At 70.7% G+C, this 14,930-nt stretch carries 14 protein-coding genes; 8 read left to right on the top strand and 6 right to left on the bottom strand.

All coding sequences use genetic code 11. The features are described from left to right. On the top strand, positions 1 to 447 hold a 447-nt coding region (locus ABZS64_RS32790), incomplete at its 5' end, for a DUF1906 domain-containing protein (RefSeq protein WP_355837572.1). A gap of 290 nt (positions 448 to 737) precedes the next feature. Further along, positions 738 to 1,727, top strand: a complete 990-nt coding sequence (dapD, locus tag ABZS64_RS32785) for a 2,3,4,5-tetrahydropyridine-2,6-dicarboxylate N-succinyltransferase (RefSeq protein ID WP_355837570.1) — start codon at positions 738 to 740, stop codon at positions 1,725 to 1,727. A 214-nt stretch (positions 1,728 to 1,941) separates the two neighbouring features. On the opposite strand, the gene dapA is transcribed toward dapD, so the two are convergent. Beyond that, on the bottom strand, positions 1,942 to 2,817 hold the full coding sequence (gene dapA, locus ABZS64_RS32780) for a 4-hydroxy-tetrahydrodipicolinate synthase (RefSeq protein ID WP_355837568.1): 876 nt from the start codon (positions 2,815 to 2,817) through the stop codon (positions 1,942 to 1,944). A 158-nt stretch (positions 2,818 to 2,975) separates the two neighbouring features. On the opposite strand from dapA, the gene ABZS64_RS32775 reads away from it, so the two are divergent. The 3 genes from ABZS64_RS32775 to ABZS64_RS32765 are packed head-to-tail and all read left to right on the top strand — an operon-like array spanning position 2,976 to position 5,088. After that, complete coding sequence (locus ABZS64_RS32775; protein ID WP_355837566.1) at positions 2,976 to 3,713, top strand: glucose 1-dehydrogenase; 738 nt, start codon at positions 2,976 to 2,978, stop codon at positions 3,711 to 3,713. Beyond that, positions 3,710 to 4,345: a DUF4232 domain-containing protein gene (locus ABZS64_RS32770; RefSeq protein WP_355837564.1), complete on the top strand. Its 636-nt coding sequence runs from the start codon at positions 3,710 to 3,712 to the stop codon at positions 4,343 to 4,345. The genes ABZS64_RS32775 and ABZS64_RS32770 overlap by 4 nt, the downstream gene beginning before the upstream one ends. 17 nt (positions 4,346 to 4,362) lie before the next feature. Then, a complete protein-coding gene (locus ABZS64_RS32765; RefSeq protein ID WP_355837562.1) occupies positions 4,363 to 5,088 on the top strand; it encodes an antibiotic biosynthesis monooxygenase in 726 nt (241 codons plus the stop codon). Between the two features lie 12 nt (positions 5,089 to 5,100). On the opposite strand, the gene ABZS64_RS32760 is transcribed toward ABZS64_RS32765, so the two are convergent. Further along, a complete protein-coding gene (locus ABZS64_RS32760) occupies positions 5,101 to 6,933 on the bottom strand; it encodes an endonuclease/exonuclease/phosphatase (protein WP_355837560.1) in 1,833 nt (610 codons plus the stop codon). Between the two features lie 327 nt (positions 6,934 to 7,260). Here ABZS64_RS32760 and ABZS64_RS32755 point away from each other — a divergent pair, with 327 nt between their 5' ends. Beyond that, a complete protein-coding gene (locus tag ABZS64_RS32755; RefSeq protein WP_355837558.1) occupies positions 7,261 to 8,709 on the top strand; it encodes a hypothetical protein in 1,449 nt (482 codons plus the stop codon). A gap of 632 nt (positions 8,710 to 9,341) precedes the next feature. On the opposite strand, the gene ABZS64_RS32750 is transcribed toward ABZS64_RS32755, so the two are convergent. The 4 genes from ABZS64_RS32750 to ABZS64_RS32735 form a co-directional block, all read right to left on the bottom strand. Next, positions 9,342 to 9,797: a hypothetical protein gene (locus ABZS64_RS32750; RefSeq protein WP_355837556.1), complete on the bottom strand. Its 456-nt coding sequence runs from the start codon at positions 9,795 to 9,797 to the stop codon at positions 9,342 to 9,344. Positions 9,798 to 9,811: 14 nt separating this feature from the next. Next, complete coding sequence (locus ABZS64_RS32745) at positions 9,812 to 10,903, bottom strand: hypothetical protein (RefSeq protein WP_355837554.1); 1,092 nt, start codon at positions 10,901 to 10,903, stop codon at positions 9,812 to 9,814. 109 nt (positions 10,904 to 11,012) lie between these two features. Next, positions 11,013 to 11,252 (bottom strand): hypothetical protein, encoded by a 240-nt coding sequence (locus ABZS64_RS32740; RefSeq protein ID WP_355837552.1) that lies wholly within the window; start codon positions 11,250 to 11,252, stop codon positions 11,013 to 11,015. 153 nt (positions 11,253 to 11,405) lie between these two features. Beyond that, positions 11,406 to 12,185 carry an SDR family oxidoreductase gene (locus ABZS64_RS32735; protein ID WP_355837550.1) on the bottom strand — a complete coding sequence of 260 codons (780 nt, stop codon included), beginning with the start codon at positions 12,183 to 12,185 and terminating at the stop codon, positions 11,406 to 11,408. Positions 12,186 to 12,293: 108 nt separating this feature from the next. Between ABZS64_RS32735 and ABZS64_RS32730 the strand changes: the two genes are divergently transcribed. Both ABZS64_RS32730 and ABZS64_RS32725 read left to right on the top strand, forming a co-directional pair. After that, on the top strand, positions 12,294 to 13,751 hold the full coding sequence (locus tag ABZS64_RS32730; RefSeq protein WP_355837548.1) for an alkaline phosphatase PhoX: 1,458 nt from the start codon (positions 12,294 to 12,296) through the stop codon (positions 13,749 to 13,751). 503 nt (positions 13,752 to 14,254) lie between these two features. Beyond that, complete coding sequence (locus ABZS64_RS32725) at positions 14,255 to 14,929, top strand: GntR family transcriptional regulator (RefSeq protein WP_355837546.1); 675 nt, start codon at positions 14,255 to 14,257, stop codon at positions 14,927 to 14,929. The last annotated feature ends 1 nt before the right edge of the window (position 14,930 follow it).

Raw genomic sequence — 14,930 nt, 5'->3', positions numbered from 1 at the left:
GCCACGCAGGGAGCGAAGGACGGCGCCGACGCGGTGGCCAAGGCGACCGCCCTCGGCATGAAGGCGGGCAGCCCCCTGTACCTGGACATGGAGCCGTACGACATCAGCGACTCCGCCTGCAACAACGCCGTCCTCACCTACGTCCGCGCGTGGAACAAGGCCGCGCATGCCAAGGGCTACTGGGCCGGCTTCTACGGGTTCAAATCCACCAGCGCGACAGCCGTCGCCACCGTCAAGGACCGCACCGACATGCCGGACATCATGTGGTACGCACTGTGGGACAGCACGCGAACCACCACGCGGGACTGGCCCTGGAGCCCCACAATGTGGACCGGCCACAGGCGAGCGCACCAGTACACGGTCAACAGCAAAGAGAGCCGAGGGGGCGTCACTCTGACCGTCGACCGCAGCGACTGGGACGCCCCCGTCGCCATCATCGCCCGGTGAAACATTGCAGCCCAGGTCGCGTTCGTTTGACCCTGGGATGCCCGCTGACCTGCTGTGCTTCGTGGCTGCCATGGCGAGCGACCAAAGCGTCCTGGGTCGCTTCCGACCGCTCTGGTCTCTGGCGGGGCGCCCTGGATAGGGCGGGTGCGACCGGTCCGGTGGCTGCGGACCCGGGCGCGGGGTGCCCGGCTGCGGAGCCCGCAGCCAGTGCCCCCGGACGGGCGGGGCCGGGGCGACCGGGACGTGAGACCGGTTCGCACGCGCCCGGCCTTGCCGGTTAGGTTCTCCTCATGACCGACACCACTGCTCCTCGCACCACCGGCGCCGTCGCCGCCGGGCTCGCCACCCTCGCCGCCGACGGCACCGTCCTCGACACCTGGTTCCCCGCCCCCGTGCTGGCCGCCGAGCCCGGCCCCGCCGGGACCGAGCGGCTGACCGTCGAGCGTGCCGTCGAGCTGCTCGGCGGGGGCGCCGCCAAGGCGATCGGCCCCGACGTCCGCCGTGGCGTCGAGGTCGTCGCTGTCCGTACGGTCATCGCCTCGCTCGACGACAAGCCGCTGGACGCCCACGACGCGTATCTGCGCCTGCACCTGCTGAGCCACCGGCTCGTACAGCCGCACGGCCAGAACCTGGACGGCCTCTTCGGGCTGCTCGCCAACGTCGCCTGGACCTCGCTCGGCCCGGTCGCCGTCGACCAGGTGGAGACGGTTCGCCTGAACGCTCGCGCCGAGGGCCTGCACCTGGCCGTGACGAGCGTCGACAAGTTCCCGCGGATGACGGACTACGTCGCGCCGAAGGGCGTGCGCATCGCCGACGCCGACCGCGTCCGCCTCGGTGCGCACCTCGCCGAGGGCACGACCGTCATGCACGAGGGCTTCGTGAACTTCAACGCCGGCACGCTCGGCACGTCAATGGTCGAGGGCCGTATCTCGGCGGGCGTCGTCGTCGGCGACGGCTCGGACATCGGCGGCGGCGCGTCGACGATGGGCACGCTCTCCGGCGGCGGCAACGTCCGGATCGTCATCGGTGAGCGCTGCCTGATCGGTGCCGAGGCGGGCGTCGGGATCGCGCTGGGCGACGAGTGTGTGGTCGAGGCCGGTCTTTACGTCACCGCCGGGACGCGGGTGACGATGCCCGACGGGCAGATCGTCAAGGCGCGCGAGCTGTCCGGCGCGAGCAACATCCTCTTCCGCCGGAACTCGGTCACCGGCTCCGTCGAGGCCCGTCCGAACAACGCGGTGTGGGGCGGGCTCAACGAGGTGCTCCACAGCCACAACTAGGGCCTGTCGTTTGGATCAGGCGGGATCAGTGAGCGGCCCGCCGCGGAGCGGCTGATGTCACTGCGGTGCGTGCGATCGCAAGGCGGAGGATGGAGCCGACGCGGAGCGTCGGCGACTGACGACAACGCAGCGTGGGGGCACCTCCCGTGCCCGAAGGGCTACGGGGGAGTGCGTGCCAGGGCACGCGAGCCCGGCAAGATCCGAACGACAGGCCCTAGGCGCCGAGCAGCTCCTCGTACGCAGCGCGCAGCCCGTCGACCGCCTCGCGGCCGGCGGGCTGCAGCGGTTCGCGGACCGGGCCCGCGTCCAGCAGGGCCTTGGCCGTCACCGTGCCCGGCAGGCCCGAGGCCATCATCAGTTCGGCCAGCGGGAGCGTGAGGCCGTTGAGGCGGGCCGCCTCCGCGGTGTCGCCCTTGTCGTACGCGTCGAGCACCGCGCGCAGCGGGCGCGGCGCCACATTCGCCACGGTGCTGATGTAGCCCGCGCCGCCCACCGCGTACAGCGGCAGGTTCAGCTCCTCGCCGCCCGAGTAGTACGCCAGCGAGGTGCGGGCGATCACCTTGGCCGAGCCGAGCAGGTCGTACGCGCAGTCCTTGACGGCCACGATCCGCGGATGGTCTGCCAGGCGCAGCACCGTGTCGACCTCGATACGGGTGCCGGTGCGGCCGGGGATGTCGTACAGCATCACCGGGAGCGACGTCGCGTCCGCGACCGTACGGAAGTGCGCTTCGAGCGCGTCCTGGGGCGGGCGGCTGTAGTACGGCGTGACGACCAACAGGCCGTCCGCGCCTGCCTGTTCGGCCGCGCGTGCCAGCTCGACGGTGTGCCGCGTGGATGCGCTGCCGACTCCCGCCACGACGGACGCGCTGTCGCCGACCGCCTCGCAAACGGCCCGTACCAGCGCGGTCTTCTCCATGTCGGTCGTGGTCGGGGACTCGCCGGTTGTGCCGTTCAGGACCAGTCCGTCGCAGCCTTCGGCCACCAGCTGGACCGCATGGCGGGCGGCTGCCGCCAGGTCCAGCTCGCCGGTGGCGGTGAAGGGCGTGATCATCGCGCAGAGCGCACGGCCGAAGGGGCGTGATGTCGTCATGTTCCGCAGTGTCGGCCCGCCAACACTGAAGGTCCACTTAGATCTGCTTGGGATGAAGGGCAAGCAGAGCTGAATAGTCGGTCGGGCATGGATCACGCATTCACCTCTGACATGATCGGTTCCGGGCGAGGCAGGACCGACATGGGAGGAATCCGAACATGACTGAACAGCGTGTGGCCCTGGTGACCGGTTCGTCGTCCGGCATCGGCGAGGCCGTCGCCCGCCGGCTGGCCGCCGCCGGGATCAGGGTCGTCGTCAACTCCGCCCACTCGGCGCAGGCGGGCCGGAAGCTCGCGGACGAGCTCCCGGACGCGGTCTACGTCCAGGCGAACGTGGCCGAGGAGGGTGAGTCCGCGCGGCTCGTCGAGGCCGCCGTCGCCGCGTACGGACGGCTCGACATCCTGGTCAACAGCGCCGGCATCACCCGCTTCATCCCGCACGACGACCTCGACGCGGCGACGCCCGACGTCTGGCGGGACATCTTCGACGTCAACGTCCTCGGCGTCTGGCAGACCATCACCGCCGCCGTCCCCCATCTGCGGGCAAGCGGCGGTGGCAGCGTCGTCAACATCTCCTCGCAGGCCGGTGTGCGGCCCGGCGGAAGCTCGATCCCGTACGCCGTGAGCAAGGCTGCCGTCAACCATATGACGGCGCTGCTGGCCAAGACGCTGGGGCCGGACGTGCGCGTCAACGCGGTCGCGCCCGGGTTCATCGACACGCCCTGGTTCGACGGGGTCGAGGGCGCGGACGAGGCCAAGGCGCGGGTCGCCGATGCGGTTCCGCTGCGCCGGGTCGGCCGGGCCGAGGACATCGCTGATGCGGTCTTCGACCTCACCAACGCCTCGTACATCACCGGCGAGGTCCTGCTCGTGGACGGCGGAGGGCACCTGCTGTGAGGCGGACCGCGGGAGTGACGGCCGCCCTGGTGGCGGCAGTGGTGCTGAGCGGCTGCGCGAGCGACCCGGAGCCGCCCCAGGGACCCGGGGATCCCAGCTGGAAGTGGAGGGTGAAGGCCGACTCGCTCACCGCGTCCCCCCGGCGCCAGCACGACGCGCGGCCAGGGCCGACTCCGACTCCGATGCCGAGTCCGACGCCCACCCCGGCGGTGTGCCCCGCCTCCGGTGTGGTGATCACCAACGGTGAGGTGAATGCCGCGATGGGGCGCCGGGCCATGGTCATCACATTGAGGAACTGCGGGAAGCGGACGTATCACGTCAACGGCTATCCGCAGGTCGGGGCCCTGGGCAAGGACCGCGAACCGCTCAAGCTGAAGATCACGCACGGCGAGGCGGACGCCGGCAGGGTCCGGGGCCCGGAGCCGATCACGCTCGCGCCCGGCAAAAGCGCGGTGTCCGTGCTGAACTGGACGAACCGCGTCACCTCCTTCGATCCGCCCAAACCCGGTGCGTATCTGGTGATCGCGCCGGCCGCGGGCGAGGAGAAGCAGACGCTTCCCTTCTATCTCGACATGGGCACCGCGGCCGAACTGGACACCACTGCCTGGGCAGTTGACCTCAACCGCAGTTGACGTTTCACGATGGCGCCATGAGCGCAAACGTGATTGTGACCGTGCGGCCCGACGCCCGCCCCGACATCGGCCGTTCCGGCGTCGGCGTCGTCAAGGTGTCGCTGTGGGACGTCGGCACGCCCGAGCGGCAGCGGGCGACCGTCGACGCCATCTCCAAGGTGTGGGACAGCAGGGACTGGCCGTATGCCGGACTGCTGTCCTACACCGTCCACACCGGTGAGGACGGCAGGAGCCTTCTCCACTACACGCAGTGGAGGGACGAGGAGGCCTTCCATGAGTTCCTGCGCAGCCACCGGGACGACAGGGACGCCGAGATCGACGCCGCCGTACCCGGCATCCAGCGGCTCGGGCTCCGTTCGTACGAGCTCTACCGCAGCGGGGCGCTCAACGAGGACGACAGCCGTATCCCCGGCTGCGTCGTGATCGTCGACGTCGAGTTCGACGGACCGGACGCCGCGCGCCAGCGGACCTGGGTCGACGGTGTCTTCGATGCGCTGAGGAGCGACCCGAAGCTGCATCCCGGCGGGATCTCCGGGCACTTCCACATCAGCGTGGACGGGACCCGGGTGCTCAACTACGCCGAGTGGGAGAGCGCCGACGCACACCGCGAGGCGCTGGCCGCGCCCGGTACCGGGGTGGGATCGACCAGTCCGCAGTGGGCGAAGGTGCAGAGCTTCCCCGGCGTGACCGGCGGCGGCGTGAACCGGTACACGCCCGCGCTGAGCTTCCGCGCGGGCGTGTAGCGGGCAAGAAGGTTACGGACGGAAGCGCAGCACCTGCGGGTCGTGGTCGCTGTTCTGGTCCGCGAACTCCGCGTTGATGTGGACGCTGTCGTACGCGAAGTCGTCCACCGCCGGGCTGGTCAGGATCTGGTCCAGAACCTGGCTGTTGCCCTGGTAGACGTACGAGTAACGCTCCGAGCGCGGAAGGGACTTGACCGCCGGGTAGAGCGCGCCGCCGTCGGTCAGCGCCTTCGTCGTCGCCGAGAACTCGAAGTCGTTGATGTCGCCCACGACCAGGACATCGGCGCGGCGGTCGGTCTTGATGATGTCCTTGACGAAGGTGTTCACGGCCTGCGCCTGCAGCAGACGCTTGGCCTCGGAGGAACGGCTCGGCGGCTGGTGCTGCGAGGTCAGGCCCTCGTCGCCGCCCTTCGAGCCGAAGTGGTTGGCGATCACGAAGACCGTGCGGCCGCGGAAGGTGAACTCACCGGCCAGCGGCTTGCGGCTGTTCTCCCAGGCGGTGTTCGCCGGGTCGATCCGGCCGGGGGAGAGCGTCAGGGCCGCGCGGCCACGCTCCCCCGCGACGACAGCGGTCGGCGTCTTCGCGTCGCCGCCCGGGCGGTCCGTGAAGGAGACCCGCTCGGGGTTGAAGAGGAAGACCTGGCGGATGTTGCCGCCGGGCTCGCCGCCGTCCTTGTTGTTCTCGGGGTCGATGCTGCGCCACTCGTACGCCGGGCCGCCGGCCGCCGCGATCGCCGCGGTGAACTTCTTCACCGTTTCGCCGGCCGTTACGATGCCGGTGTTCTTGGCGCCGTTGTCGTCCTGGATCTCCTCCAGGGCGAGGATGTCGGGCGAGGCGAGGTTGTTGACGACGGCCTTGGCCAGTGCGTCGAACTTCTCCTGCGGGTCGCTCGGGTCGAGGTTCTCCACGTTGTACGTGGCGACCGCGAGCTCGCCGCGGCTCTGCTTGCGCGTCACCTCGGGCTCCAGGCCCCGGTCGGTGACCGTGCCGAGTGTGCGCGCGGTGATCGTGTAGCCGCCGAACTGGTTGAAGTCCAGGGGGCCTTCGGTCGTCCCGGAGAGCACATCACCGACGTTCGCCTTGGGGAAGGGCTTCTCGGCGAGCGGCGCCAGCTGCTGGATCTGGAGCCGGCCGGTGTTCTGCGCGGTGTACGAGCTGTAGAGCGTGCCGCCGCGGTGGGTGCGGTTCTCGAACGGCTTCACCGTCACCCACAGCTCGGCGAACGGGTCGGTGGCGCCGACGACGCGGGAGGTGCCGATGCGTACGTCGGTGCCCTCCAGGGACTCGTAGTAGTCCAGGGCGTACGTGTCGGGGTCGAGCGGGAGCGCGTTGATGCTGTTGCCCGCGGCCGCGTCGCCGGAGGGGGCGTACTCCGAGGGCACCGACCAGGCGGAGATCCTGACCGGCGCGGGCAGCGCGTTGCCGGAGGAGACCACGGTGACGGTGGGCTTGGCGATCTGCGTGAGCGACTGGTTGCCGGAGGTCGTGCCGCCGGGAATGTACTCGCCGACCGTGCCGGAGACGAGCACGCTGTCGCCGGCCGCGACGGTCGGGGTGGAGCCCGTGTAGACGAAGACACCCTCGCTGGTGGCCGGGTTGTCGTCGGCCTGCGGGTCCTGGAACCAGAAGCCCTTCGAGCCGTAGGTCCGTACGCCCGTGACGATGCCGGGGACCCCGGTCACCTGCTGGCCGGTCAGCGGGGAAATCCGGGTGGAGCCCTGGATGTCATGGATCCGGACCTCGGCCGCGGATGCGGCGGAGGAGCCGGCGAGCAGGCCGGCGGCCAGCGCGGCGGAGACGACGGCCGCGACGGCGGCGGTTCTCGGTATGACGGAGGAAGGCATCAAGGTTCTCCGGATGTGAGGGTCGAGGGGTGGTGCGGTGGTTCTACGCGCGTCAATCTCTTTGCTGCGCGGGGGAGTTGTCAAGAGTGGACGGGTGTACGGAGGGGGACGGGACGGTGAACCGGTGCGCGGGCCTCGTGCCGGAGGCGTACGGGCGGTGCTCGGGCGGATTGCCGACGGCGCTCAGAGGGCATTCGGGGGGCGTGCGGGCGGCGCGGGGTGCGTCCCGGCGGGCAGGCGCACACTCCCCGGGCGCGGCGAAACCCGGTGAAATACGTCTACGCTGGGGGCCGCCCGGACCCCGTACGCCCCGAGGAGAAGCACCAGATGCCCGAAGACCGCCCCACCCTGCCGCCGGTTCGGCTGCACTCGGAAGCGGAACTGGCGCGGGACGCGCTGGCCACGCCGCTGCTGACCAGGGCCGTCCGGCTCGCCCGCTGGGCGGGGCCGGACACAAGGGTCGGCGCGGGTGGTGAACTCGTCGACGAGCAGCTGCCCGCGGCCGCCGAAGAGCTGGGACTCGGGGCCGAGGACGACGGCCCCGCGTATGCGAGCGAGGCATGGCGCGCAGCCGTCGACACCGGGCTCGTCGAGGTCGAGGACCCGGCCGACGACGACGCCGAGTACGGCACGGCCGCGGCGGGCGAGAACCTCGCGCTGATCACCTCGGGCTCGCCGCAGGAGATCCTCGCGATCTGGCTGGACGCGCTGGAGGCCGTGCACGCCGATGCCATCGCGCCGGTCCTGGACGATCTGGCCGACGCGATCGGCGAAGACGGCCAGATCGACTACGAGGCACTGGACTGGGACCCGGACGCAGAGGCCGAATTCCTCGACGGGGTCCTCGGGAACCTGTATCTGCTGACCGTCACGGAGGGCGGCGCCGGCGACCAGCCGGTGCCGCTGCCCGCGCTCGCGGCGTCGATGATCGTGCCCGACGACATGGGCGAGCCGACCGACGACGTACTGGAGCAGGTGTCGGTCGCGATGATGCGGCTGGACGACCAGTTCCAGCTGTTCGAGCCGGTCGGTCTGGTCGAATACCGGCCGGTGGACGAGGCGTTGATGGCGGAGGAGGGCGAGGAGCCCGCGCCGCCCGTCGACGACGAGGACGTCTCCCGGTACGGGATGGTCAAGCTCACGCCGCTCGGGCTCTACGGCATCAGGGCCCGGATGCTGGAGGCGGGGATCGACGCGCCGGCGGTGGGGGAGCTGGCGGACAAGGGCGCGGACGTGCTCCTTGACGGGCTTGCGGGCTTCCCGGAGCTGGCGGCGCGGGCGGAGACGGAACAGTGGCTCGCCCGGCGTGTGCCCGCCGACTCGGCGCGCGATCTGCTGGCGGCGGCGCGGGGCGCGGACGAGGGAGCCCCACTGCGGCGCCTGCACTGCCAGCAGGCGCTGACCCTGGTGGGCCCGCAGGCCGAACCGGCGGTCCGAGCGGTACTCGACGACGCGGAACTGGGCGGTTTGGCGCGGGTCTGGCTGGTGGAACGGGGCGCGGCGGATGTGCCGGCGCCGCCGGAGTCGATGATCTTCTGGCTGGCGATCGACACGATTGCGGCGCAGCTGGACGCGGAGGGGGACCTGGAGGAACTCCAGGGCCTGGTGGAGGGCCTGGTCGGCCAGCACAGCGGCTTCTTCGATGCGGCGTGGCGGGTGGAGCATCCCGCGACGGCGGAGGTGCTGGAGGCGATGGGGAGGCTGCACCCGGACAAGCGGGTGGCGAAGGAGGCCCGGAAGGCGGCGTTCAAGGCGCGGTCGCGGTCGGGGGGTTGACGTTTCCCCACCCCGCCCCTTCCCGGCTGTGACATTTGCGGCTCCGCCGCGTGGGGGGGCTCAGCCCCCGACGGGCTGGGCGGGGGCTGACGCACCCGCGCCCCGCGGGCGCGCACGCTTCGCGGCGCGAAGGGCGGCAAGCCCGCAGGCCCGGACCGGCCGCGGGGACGCGCACGCTTCGCGACGCGGGGGTACGCCCGGGGTGCGCACGCTTCGCGGCGCGAGGGCAAGCCCTCAGGCTCGGGCCCCCGACCGGGCCTCGGGGACGCGCGGCGCGGAGGCAGGCCCCGGACACTCGGCGCGGGGGCGCAGGCTTCGCGGCGCGAAGGGGTAACTCCCAGGCTTGGGCCTGGCGACCGAGCCTCGGGGACGCACGCTTCGCGGCGCGGGAGGCGGCAGGCCCCCCTGGGCGCGCGGACCCCCCGGTCCCCTGCGGGCGCGAGCTCTGGGGTGGGCGGGGGTTGACGCCCCGGGCCTCGGGACGCGCACGCCTCGCGGCGCGAGGAGGCGAGCCCCCAGGGCCGGGCGCGGACCGGGCACCGGGGCAAGTCCGCCGGGTCCGGGGCGGAGCCCCGGGTCGGTGACGTGGCGGGCGGCGCCTCGCGCAGCGCGTCGCCCGCCCGGAGGGATCGTCAGCACTCGTACCGTGTCGTGTGCTTGAACGACGACGTCGCGCCCTCGAAGCCGTACGTACCCCGGTACGCCGGCGGGTTCTGGTACTCACCCACGATCGTGATCGTGTTCGCGCACGAGCCCTGGCCCGCCCGCTTCGCGTCCAGCCGGAGCTGGTCGCCGATCGTGCCGCCCGTGATGTTCCACGGGGCGCCGCAGATGCCCGACGTGATCTGGCCGCCCGTCACCACGTGCGGGTAGGTGTTCGGGTTGTACTTCAGCTCGATCGCGAAGGTGACCTGACCGTTGTGCAGTTCCAGCTTCGCCGTCGCCTGGAGCGCCTCCGCGGAGACCTCCATCGGCTTGGCGAACGCCTCGTCGCGGGTCTTGACCTCCGCGCCCTGCGGGTTGAGATAGCGGTGCTCGGCGTGAGCCTGCGCGCCGCCGCCCTTCTGCTTGCGTGCCTGTGTGGTCATGGTGCCTCTCCCCGTCAGGCCAGCTGCTCGGCGATCTCGACGCGCAGCAGCGCGCGGACGTTCTCGATGTGGTTGGCCACGGTCACCACCGAGGAACCGGCGAACAGCAGACCGAGCGCGACGTTGTCGAACGAGGTCACCAGCGAACCGGAGTCGCCGCCCGCCGAGATGTTCGTCGTCAGGATCTGGTCCTTGAAGCGGGCCGTCCCCGCCGTGCCGTAGTTGACGTCGATCGTCGCGTCCACCGCCACGATCCGGCCGAAGCTGACGTTCGTCGTACGCCCGGTCTTCTTGACCAGGTCGCCGACCGCCACATTCGCCTTGCGCCGCCAGGCCCGCGGTGCGGCGCCGAAGTACTGCTCGCGCGTCGCGTCCTCGAACTCGACCTTGCCGAGCGCCGCGTCGACGACGTTGTTGTGCTGCGCCGGCGGGATCTGCGGTGCGAACTGGATGGTGATGAACCGGTCCAGTGTCGCGATCCGGTCCGCCGGGTCCTGGCCTCCGTCGAACACACCGGGCTGTACGATCGGGCTGCCCAGCTGCGCGCGGTTGGAGTCGGCGAGCACATGGTTGTTGCTCAGGATGTAGAACTTCCCCGGCACACCGAGCCCCGGCCCCGGCGGATCCGTCGTGGCCCCGGGCAGGAAGTCGTACACCACAGTGCCGAGCGTCCCGGCCGTCACCCGTACATTGCCGACCGAGATACCGGAGGGCGCGGGCCGCAGCCGGCGCCGCAGCAGCTGCGGCTCCAGCGTGCCCATCTCACGAAGCTCTTCGAGCAGCGGCTGCGACAGCTGAGCGAGCTGCTCCGCGACGCTGCCGTCCGGCCGGTACGCGGCCTCCGGCTCCACCCCGCGGCGCGGCTGCTGCGGCCGCTGCCGGCGCTGGGCGGAGACATGGCCGACCGCCATCACATCGGTCGGTGTTCCGTCGTCCATCTGCTGCGGGATCACATCCCGCTCGGGCAGCATCGACTCCGGGACCTTCTGGGTCACGAAGACGAGCACGGCCTCTTCGCCCGTGGGCCGTCCGTCACTCCACTTCACGCCGTGGCCGAAGCCGACGACATTGGCGAGCGGAGCCTGCGGTCGCAGGAAGTCGCTCATCGCCTGTTGCCGGGAGCTGTCACTTACTTGCCCGCCGGTCGGTCCTCGCATCATTTCGGGCTGGCTCGTCACGCCAGACCACCTCTTCCCCTGGTCCGAAGGGGTTCCCTCAGTGCTCCTGGTCATGGGCGGTGACTTCACCGATGGCGAGCACGCGCACCGGTACGCCCTCGAGCTGTGCGGGAACCACGTCTTCTTCCCGGAGCCGGTCGCGGGGCACTTTGCGGGTGACGAAGACGACGATCACGTCCTCGCCCGAGTGCTCGTCCCTCCCGGTACCGACACCGGTCACATTGGCCAGCTGCATGAGCCGGCTCTCATGGAGTTCGCGAGCCCGTTTCACGTCCATCCGGAATGGCTCGCCTCCCCCCGCAGGTGATGCAGGTGTAGGGCATGTCTATTGCCACGCCCGTCGGGGGTCAAGGAGTACCGCACTAAATCTTGGGATTGGTGATGATCCGTTCCTGATGACCTTCTTTACGAAGATTATCCGGACGGACCGTCAGGTACGCAGATGCGAAGCCCCGTTGAGGTCGAGCACCGCCCCCGAGGCCCACTCGGCCATCGGCGACGCCAGCCACAGCACGGCCGCCGCGATCTCCTCCGCCGACGCCACCCTCCCGAAGGGGCTCTGCGCACGGATCGCATCCCCCTCGGCCCCGCTCAGCCGGTGAGCCACCCTCTCGGTGTCGAAGAAGCCTGGTGCGACGGATGCGACCCCGATTCCGTACGGGGCGAGAGACACTGCGAGCGACTGGCCGAGCGCATGCACGGCGGCCTTCGTCGCTCCGTACGCCGGATGGTCCGGCTCCCCGCGGAAGGCCCCGCGGGAGCCGATGTTGACGATCCGTCCGCCCGATGCCGCATCGATCATCCGGCGTGCGGCCAGATGGCTGAGATTCGCCGTAGCAAGGAGATTGACCGATACATGACGCTGCCACAGCTCCGCCCACTGCTCGTACGGCGTCTCGGCGAGCGGATGCGGCACGTTGACGGCCGCGTTGTTGATGAGCACATCGAGGCCGCCGAGCCCGTCCGCTGCGCGTGCGGCGATCGCCGCCGCCCCGGCCGGGTCCGACAGATCACCTCCGACCAGCACATGTCCCGTACCGGCGAGGGAATCCAGGGTGAGGCGCGCCTCGTCCTCGCGAGATCCGTAGTGCACGGCCACTCGGTCGCCGTTCGCGGCGAAAGCCTGGGCGACGGCCCGGCCCAGGCCCCGTGAGGCTCCGCTGACGAGGACACGGCGGCCGGTGGCCGGCAAGCGCACTGGGGCATTCATGGACAGCGGGGCCTCTCGATGTCGGTCGGAGTTCAATTGCCGTTTATACGCGAGCGGAAGTGTGTGCCCGTCATCAGCCAGCCGGATGCGTTCCTTCAGGAGTACTCGATGCCGCTCACCCGCAGGGAATTCACCAAACAATCCGCGCTCACCGGCGCCGGCGTCGCCCTCACGGGCGTCGTCGGCTCGCTCGCCACCGCGCCCGGCGCACTCGCCGCGGAGGACACGGCCGAGGCCGCCGGAAGCGTCGACACCGCCGGCCACCACCACGGGCCCGGCTACGGACCGCTGCTCCCCGACCCCGAGAAGATCCTCGCGCTGCCCGCCGGGTTCAGCTACCGGATCATCACGCACAGCGGTGTCACCAAGCTGGACTCGGGTGAGTTCACCCCCTCCAACCACGACGGCACGGCCACCTTCGACGGCCCGCGCGGAGTGACCCTCCTCGTCATCAACCACGAGCTCAAGGGCCCCCGCTCCGGCTGGAAGTACCCGGTCCCGCTCAGCGACGGTCTCGTCTACGACCCGGCCGCGTCCGGCGGCTGCTCGGTCGTCGAGGTCCACCGCAGCGGCGAGGTCGCCCAGTGGGTCGGCATCGCGGGCACCTCCACCAACTGCGCCGGCGGCCGCACCCCGTGGGGCACCTGGCTCACCTGCGAGGAGACCGAGGACCTCGCCGGCAAGAACGGCATGACCAAGGACCACGGTTATGTCTTCGAGGTCGACCCCTACGACCGGCGCGCCAACCGCGACCCGAAGCCCGTCAAGGCCTTCGGCCGGTACGCCCACGAGGCCGTCGTCATCGACCCCAAGCGCGGCCACGCCTATCTGACCGAGGACGCATCGGGCCCGAACGGCCTGCTCTTCCGCTGGGTCCCGCCGCAGGGCTTCCAGCACGGCCGCGGACACCTCAGGCACCTCGCCGACGACGCGGGCGTACTCCAGGCGACCAAGTGCTACGACTCCGGCGGCCAGTTCGTCGACGACCTCTCGCGCGCCACGAAGATCGGCACGGTCTACGGCGTCGACTGGATCGACGTGCCCGACCGCGACGGCCGCACCACCTCCGTGCGCAAGCAGTTCGCGGACAAGGACATCACCCGCGCCCGCAAGCTCGAAGGCATGTGGTGGGGTGACGGAGGCGTGTACATCGTCTCCTCGTACGCCCGTGAGGAGAGCCCCGTCCAGCACGACGGCCAGGTCTGGTTCTACGACCCCAAGCGCCGCACCCTCACCCTGAAGGTGCTGCTCGGCGTCAACCCGGACCCGTCCAAGGACGGCGCGTTCGACGGCCCCGACAACATCACCGTCTCGCCGTACGGCGGTCTCGTCATCGCCGAGGACGGCGAGGGCGTCCAGCACCTGTTCGGCGCGACGGAGCGCGGGCGCACGTATCCGATCGCCCGCAACGAACTGAACATCGGCACCGAAGAGGAGCCGGAGTTCAGCGAGTTCACCGGTGTCGTCTTCTCGCCCGACGGACGGACGCTTTACGCCAACATTCAGACTCCGGGCATCATGCTCGCCATCACCGGACCCTGGAAGCGCCACTCGCAGCGCGACTAGCCGGTTCTTCGACACTCGCGCGGTGGCACGCCCGTACCGTCTTGGCGGTACGGGCGTACCGGCTTGCCATGTATGCGTGCGAAGGAGCGTCAACCCCCGTGGGACGCTGCACGGATCAGTGGAGTACGCCACGGTGTCAGAGACCCTGGCGGTTCAGGTGTCAGATGCCCTACTGCGGCTCGGAGTTGCGAGCATCGTTCGGGAACGGCCCGTAAGAGTTCACGCGCGGAGTGTGATTGCCGGCCATGAAGTCGTCAGCAAGTACCCGCTGTTCCAGAGCGCGAAGTGAGATGCACGGTTACGACGGCGCTATTGGCTTGGACCGGGTAAAGAGCGTCACCGAGTCGGGGCTTCAGCCGGTATATAGCGTTGCGGTCGATCCGTCGCGACTGTATGTGGTCAACGGCATCGTAGTCGGCGATGCAGGGGCCGGGACGCCTACTGGCTCTGGACCTGAGGGCAGCCGTTGTGCTCCCATGGATTGACATCTAACATTTCAGTTCATGGGAGCACTCAGGCCTGTACCGAGGACCCTGCTGCGCGACACGGCGTACGCGGCCATCCGCGACGCCATCGTGCGAGGCGAGCTGCCGCCCGGGGACCCCGTGCGCGACGCCGATCTCGCCGAGCGGCTCGGGCTCTCGCGTGCCCCGGTGCGCGAGGCGCTCGCGCGGCTCGCCGAGGAGGGGCTCGTCGAGACCAAGCCGCAGAGCTATACGCGCGTGACGCGGCTCGAACCGCGGGCCGTGCGCGAGGCCGCCGTCGTCGTAGGCGCGATGCACGAGCTGGCCGCCCGCGCCGCCGTGCCGCTGCTCACGCCCGCTGACATCGACGCGATGCGCGAGGCGAATGCCCGCTTCGAGAGCGCCACCCGCACCGGCGCCGTCGGCGAGGCCCTGCAGGCCGACGACGAGCTGCACGACGTGCTCGTGCGGACCTGCGGCAACCGCGCCGTCGCGGCCACGATCGCGCGCCACACCCCGCTGATCCGCCGGCTGGAGTGGCGGCAGTTCGCGGAGGCGAGCGCGCTGGAGTCGGCCCGGCTGCACGACCGGCTCATCGACGCCTGCGCCGAAGCGGACGCCGACGCGGCGGCCCGTATCACCGCGCGGATCTGGCACGCGCTCGAAGAACTCGCCGATGAATCGGATGAATCGGCTGAATACGGCACGGTCTGAC

This window comes from Streptomyces sp. NPDC005408 (assembly GCF_040606445.1).
GTDB lineage: Bacteria > Actinomycetota > Actinomycetes > Streptomycetales > Streptomycetaceae > Streptomyces.
The sequence above is the reverse complement of the archived record's forward strand: the minus strand, read 5'-3'. Positions and strand labels throughout refer to the sequence as shown.

Coding starts and splice junctions, on each gene's coding strand:
- ABZS64_RS32775 (WP_355837566.1), top strand. CDS start 2,976: ATGACTGAACAGCGTGTGGCCCTGGTGACCGGTTCGTCGTCCGGCATC.
- dapD (WP_355837570.1), top strand. CDS start 738: ATGACCGACACCACTGCTCCTCGCACCACCGGCGCCGTCGCCGCCGGG.
- dapA (WP_355837568.1), bottom strand. CDS start 2,817: ATGACGACATCACGCCCCTTCGGCCGTGCGCTCTGCGCGATGATCACG.
- ABZS64_RS32745 (WP_355837554.1), bottom strand. CDS start 10,903: ATGAGCGACTTCCTGCGACCGCAGGCTCCGCTCGCCAATGTCGTCGGC.
- ABZS64_RS32755 (WP_355837558.1), top strand. CDS start 7,261: ATGCCCGAAGACCGCCCCACCCTGCCGCCGGTTCGGCTGCACTCGGAA.
- ABZS64_RS32725 (WP_355837546.1), top strand. CDS start 14,255: ATGGGAGCACTCAGGCCTGTACCGAGGACCCTGCTGCGCGACACGGCG.
- ABZS64_RS32765 (WP_355837562.1), top strand. CDS start 4,363: ATGAGCGCAAACGTGATTGTGACCGTGCGGCCCGACGCCCGCCCCGAC.
- ABZS64_RS32730 (WP_355837548.1), top strand. CDS start 12,294: ATGCCGCTCACCCGCAGGGAATTCACCAAACAATCCGCGCTCACCGGC.
- ABZS64_RS32735 (WP_355837550.1), bottom strand. CDS start 12,185: ATGAATGCCCCAGTGCGCTTGCCGGCCACCGGCCGCCGTGTCCTCGTC.
- ABZS64_RS32760 (WP_355837560.1), bottom strand. CDS start 6,933: ATGCCTTCCTCCGTCATACCGAGAACCGCCGCCGTCGCGGCCGTCGTC.
- ABZS64_RS32750 (WP_355837556.1), bottom strand. CDS start 9,797: ATGACCACACAGGCACGCAAGCAGAAGGGCGGCGGCGCGCAGGCTCAC.
- ABZS64_RS32740 (WP_355837552.1), bottom strand. CDS start 11,252: ATGGACGTGAAACGGGCTCGCGAACTCCATGAGAGCCGGCTCATGCAG.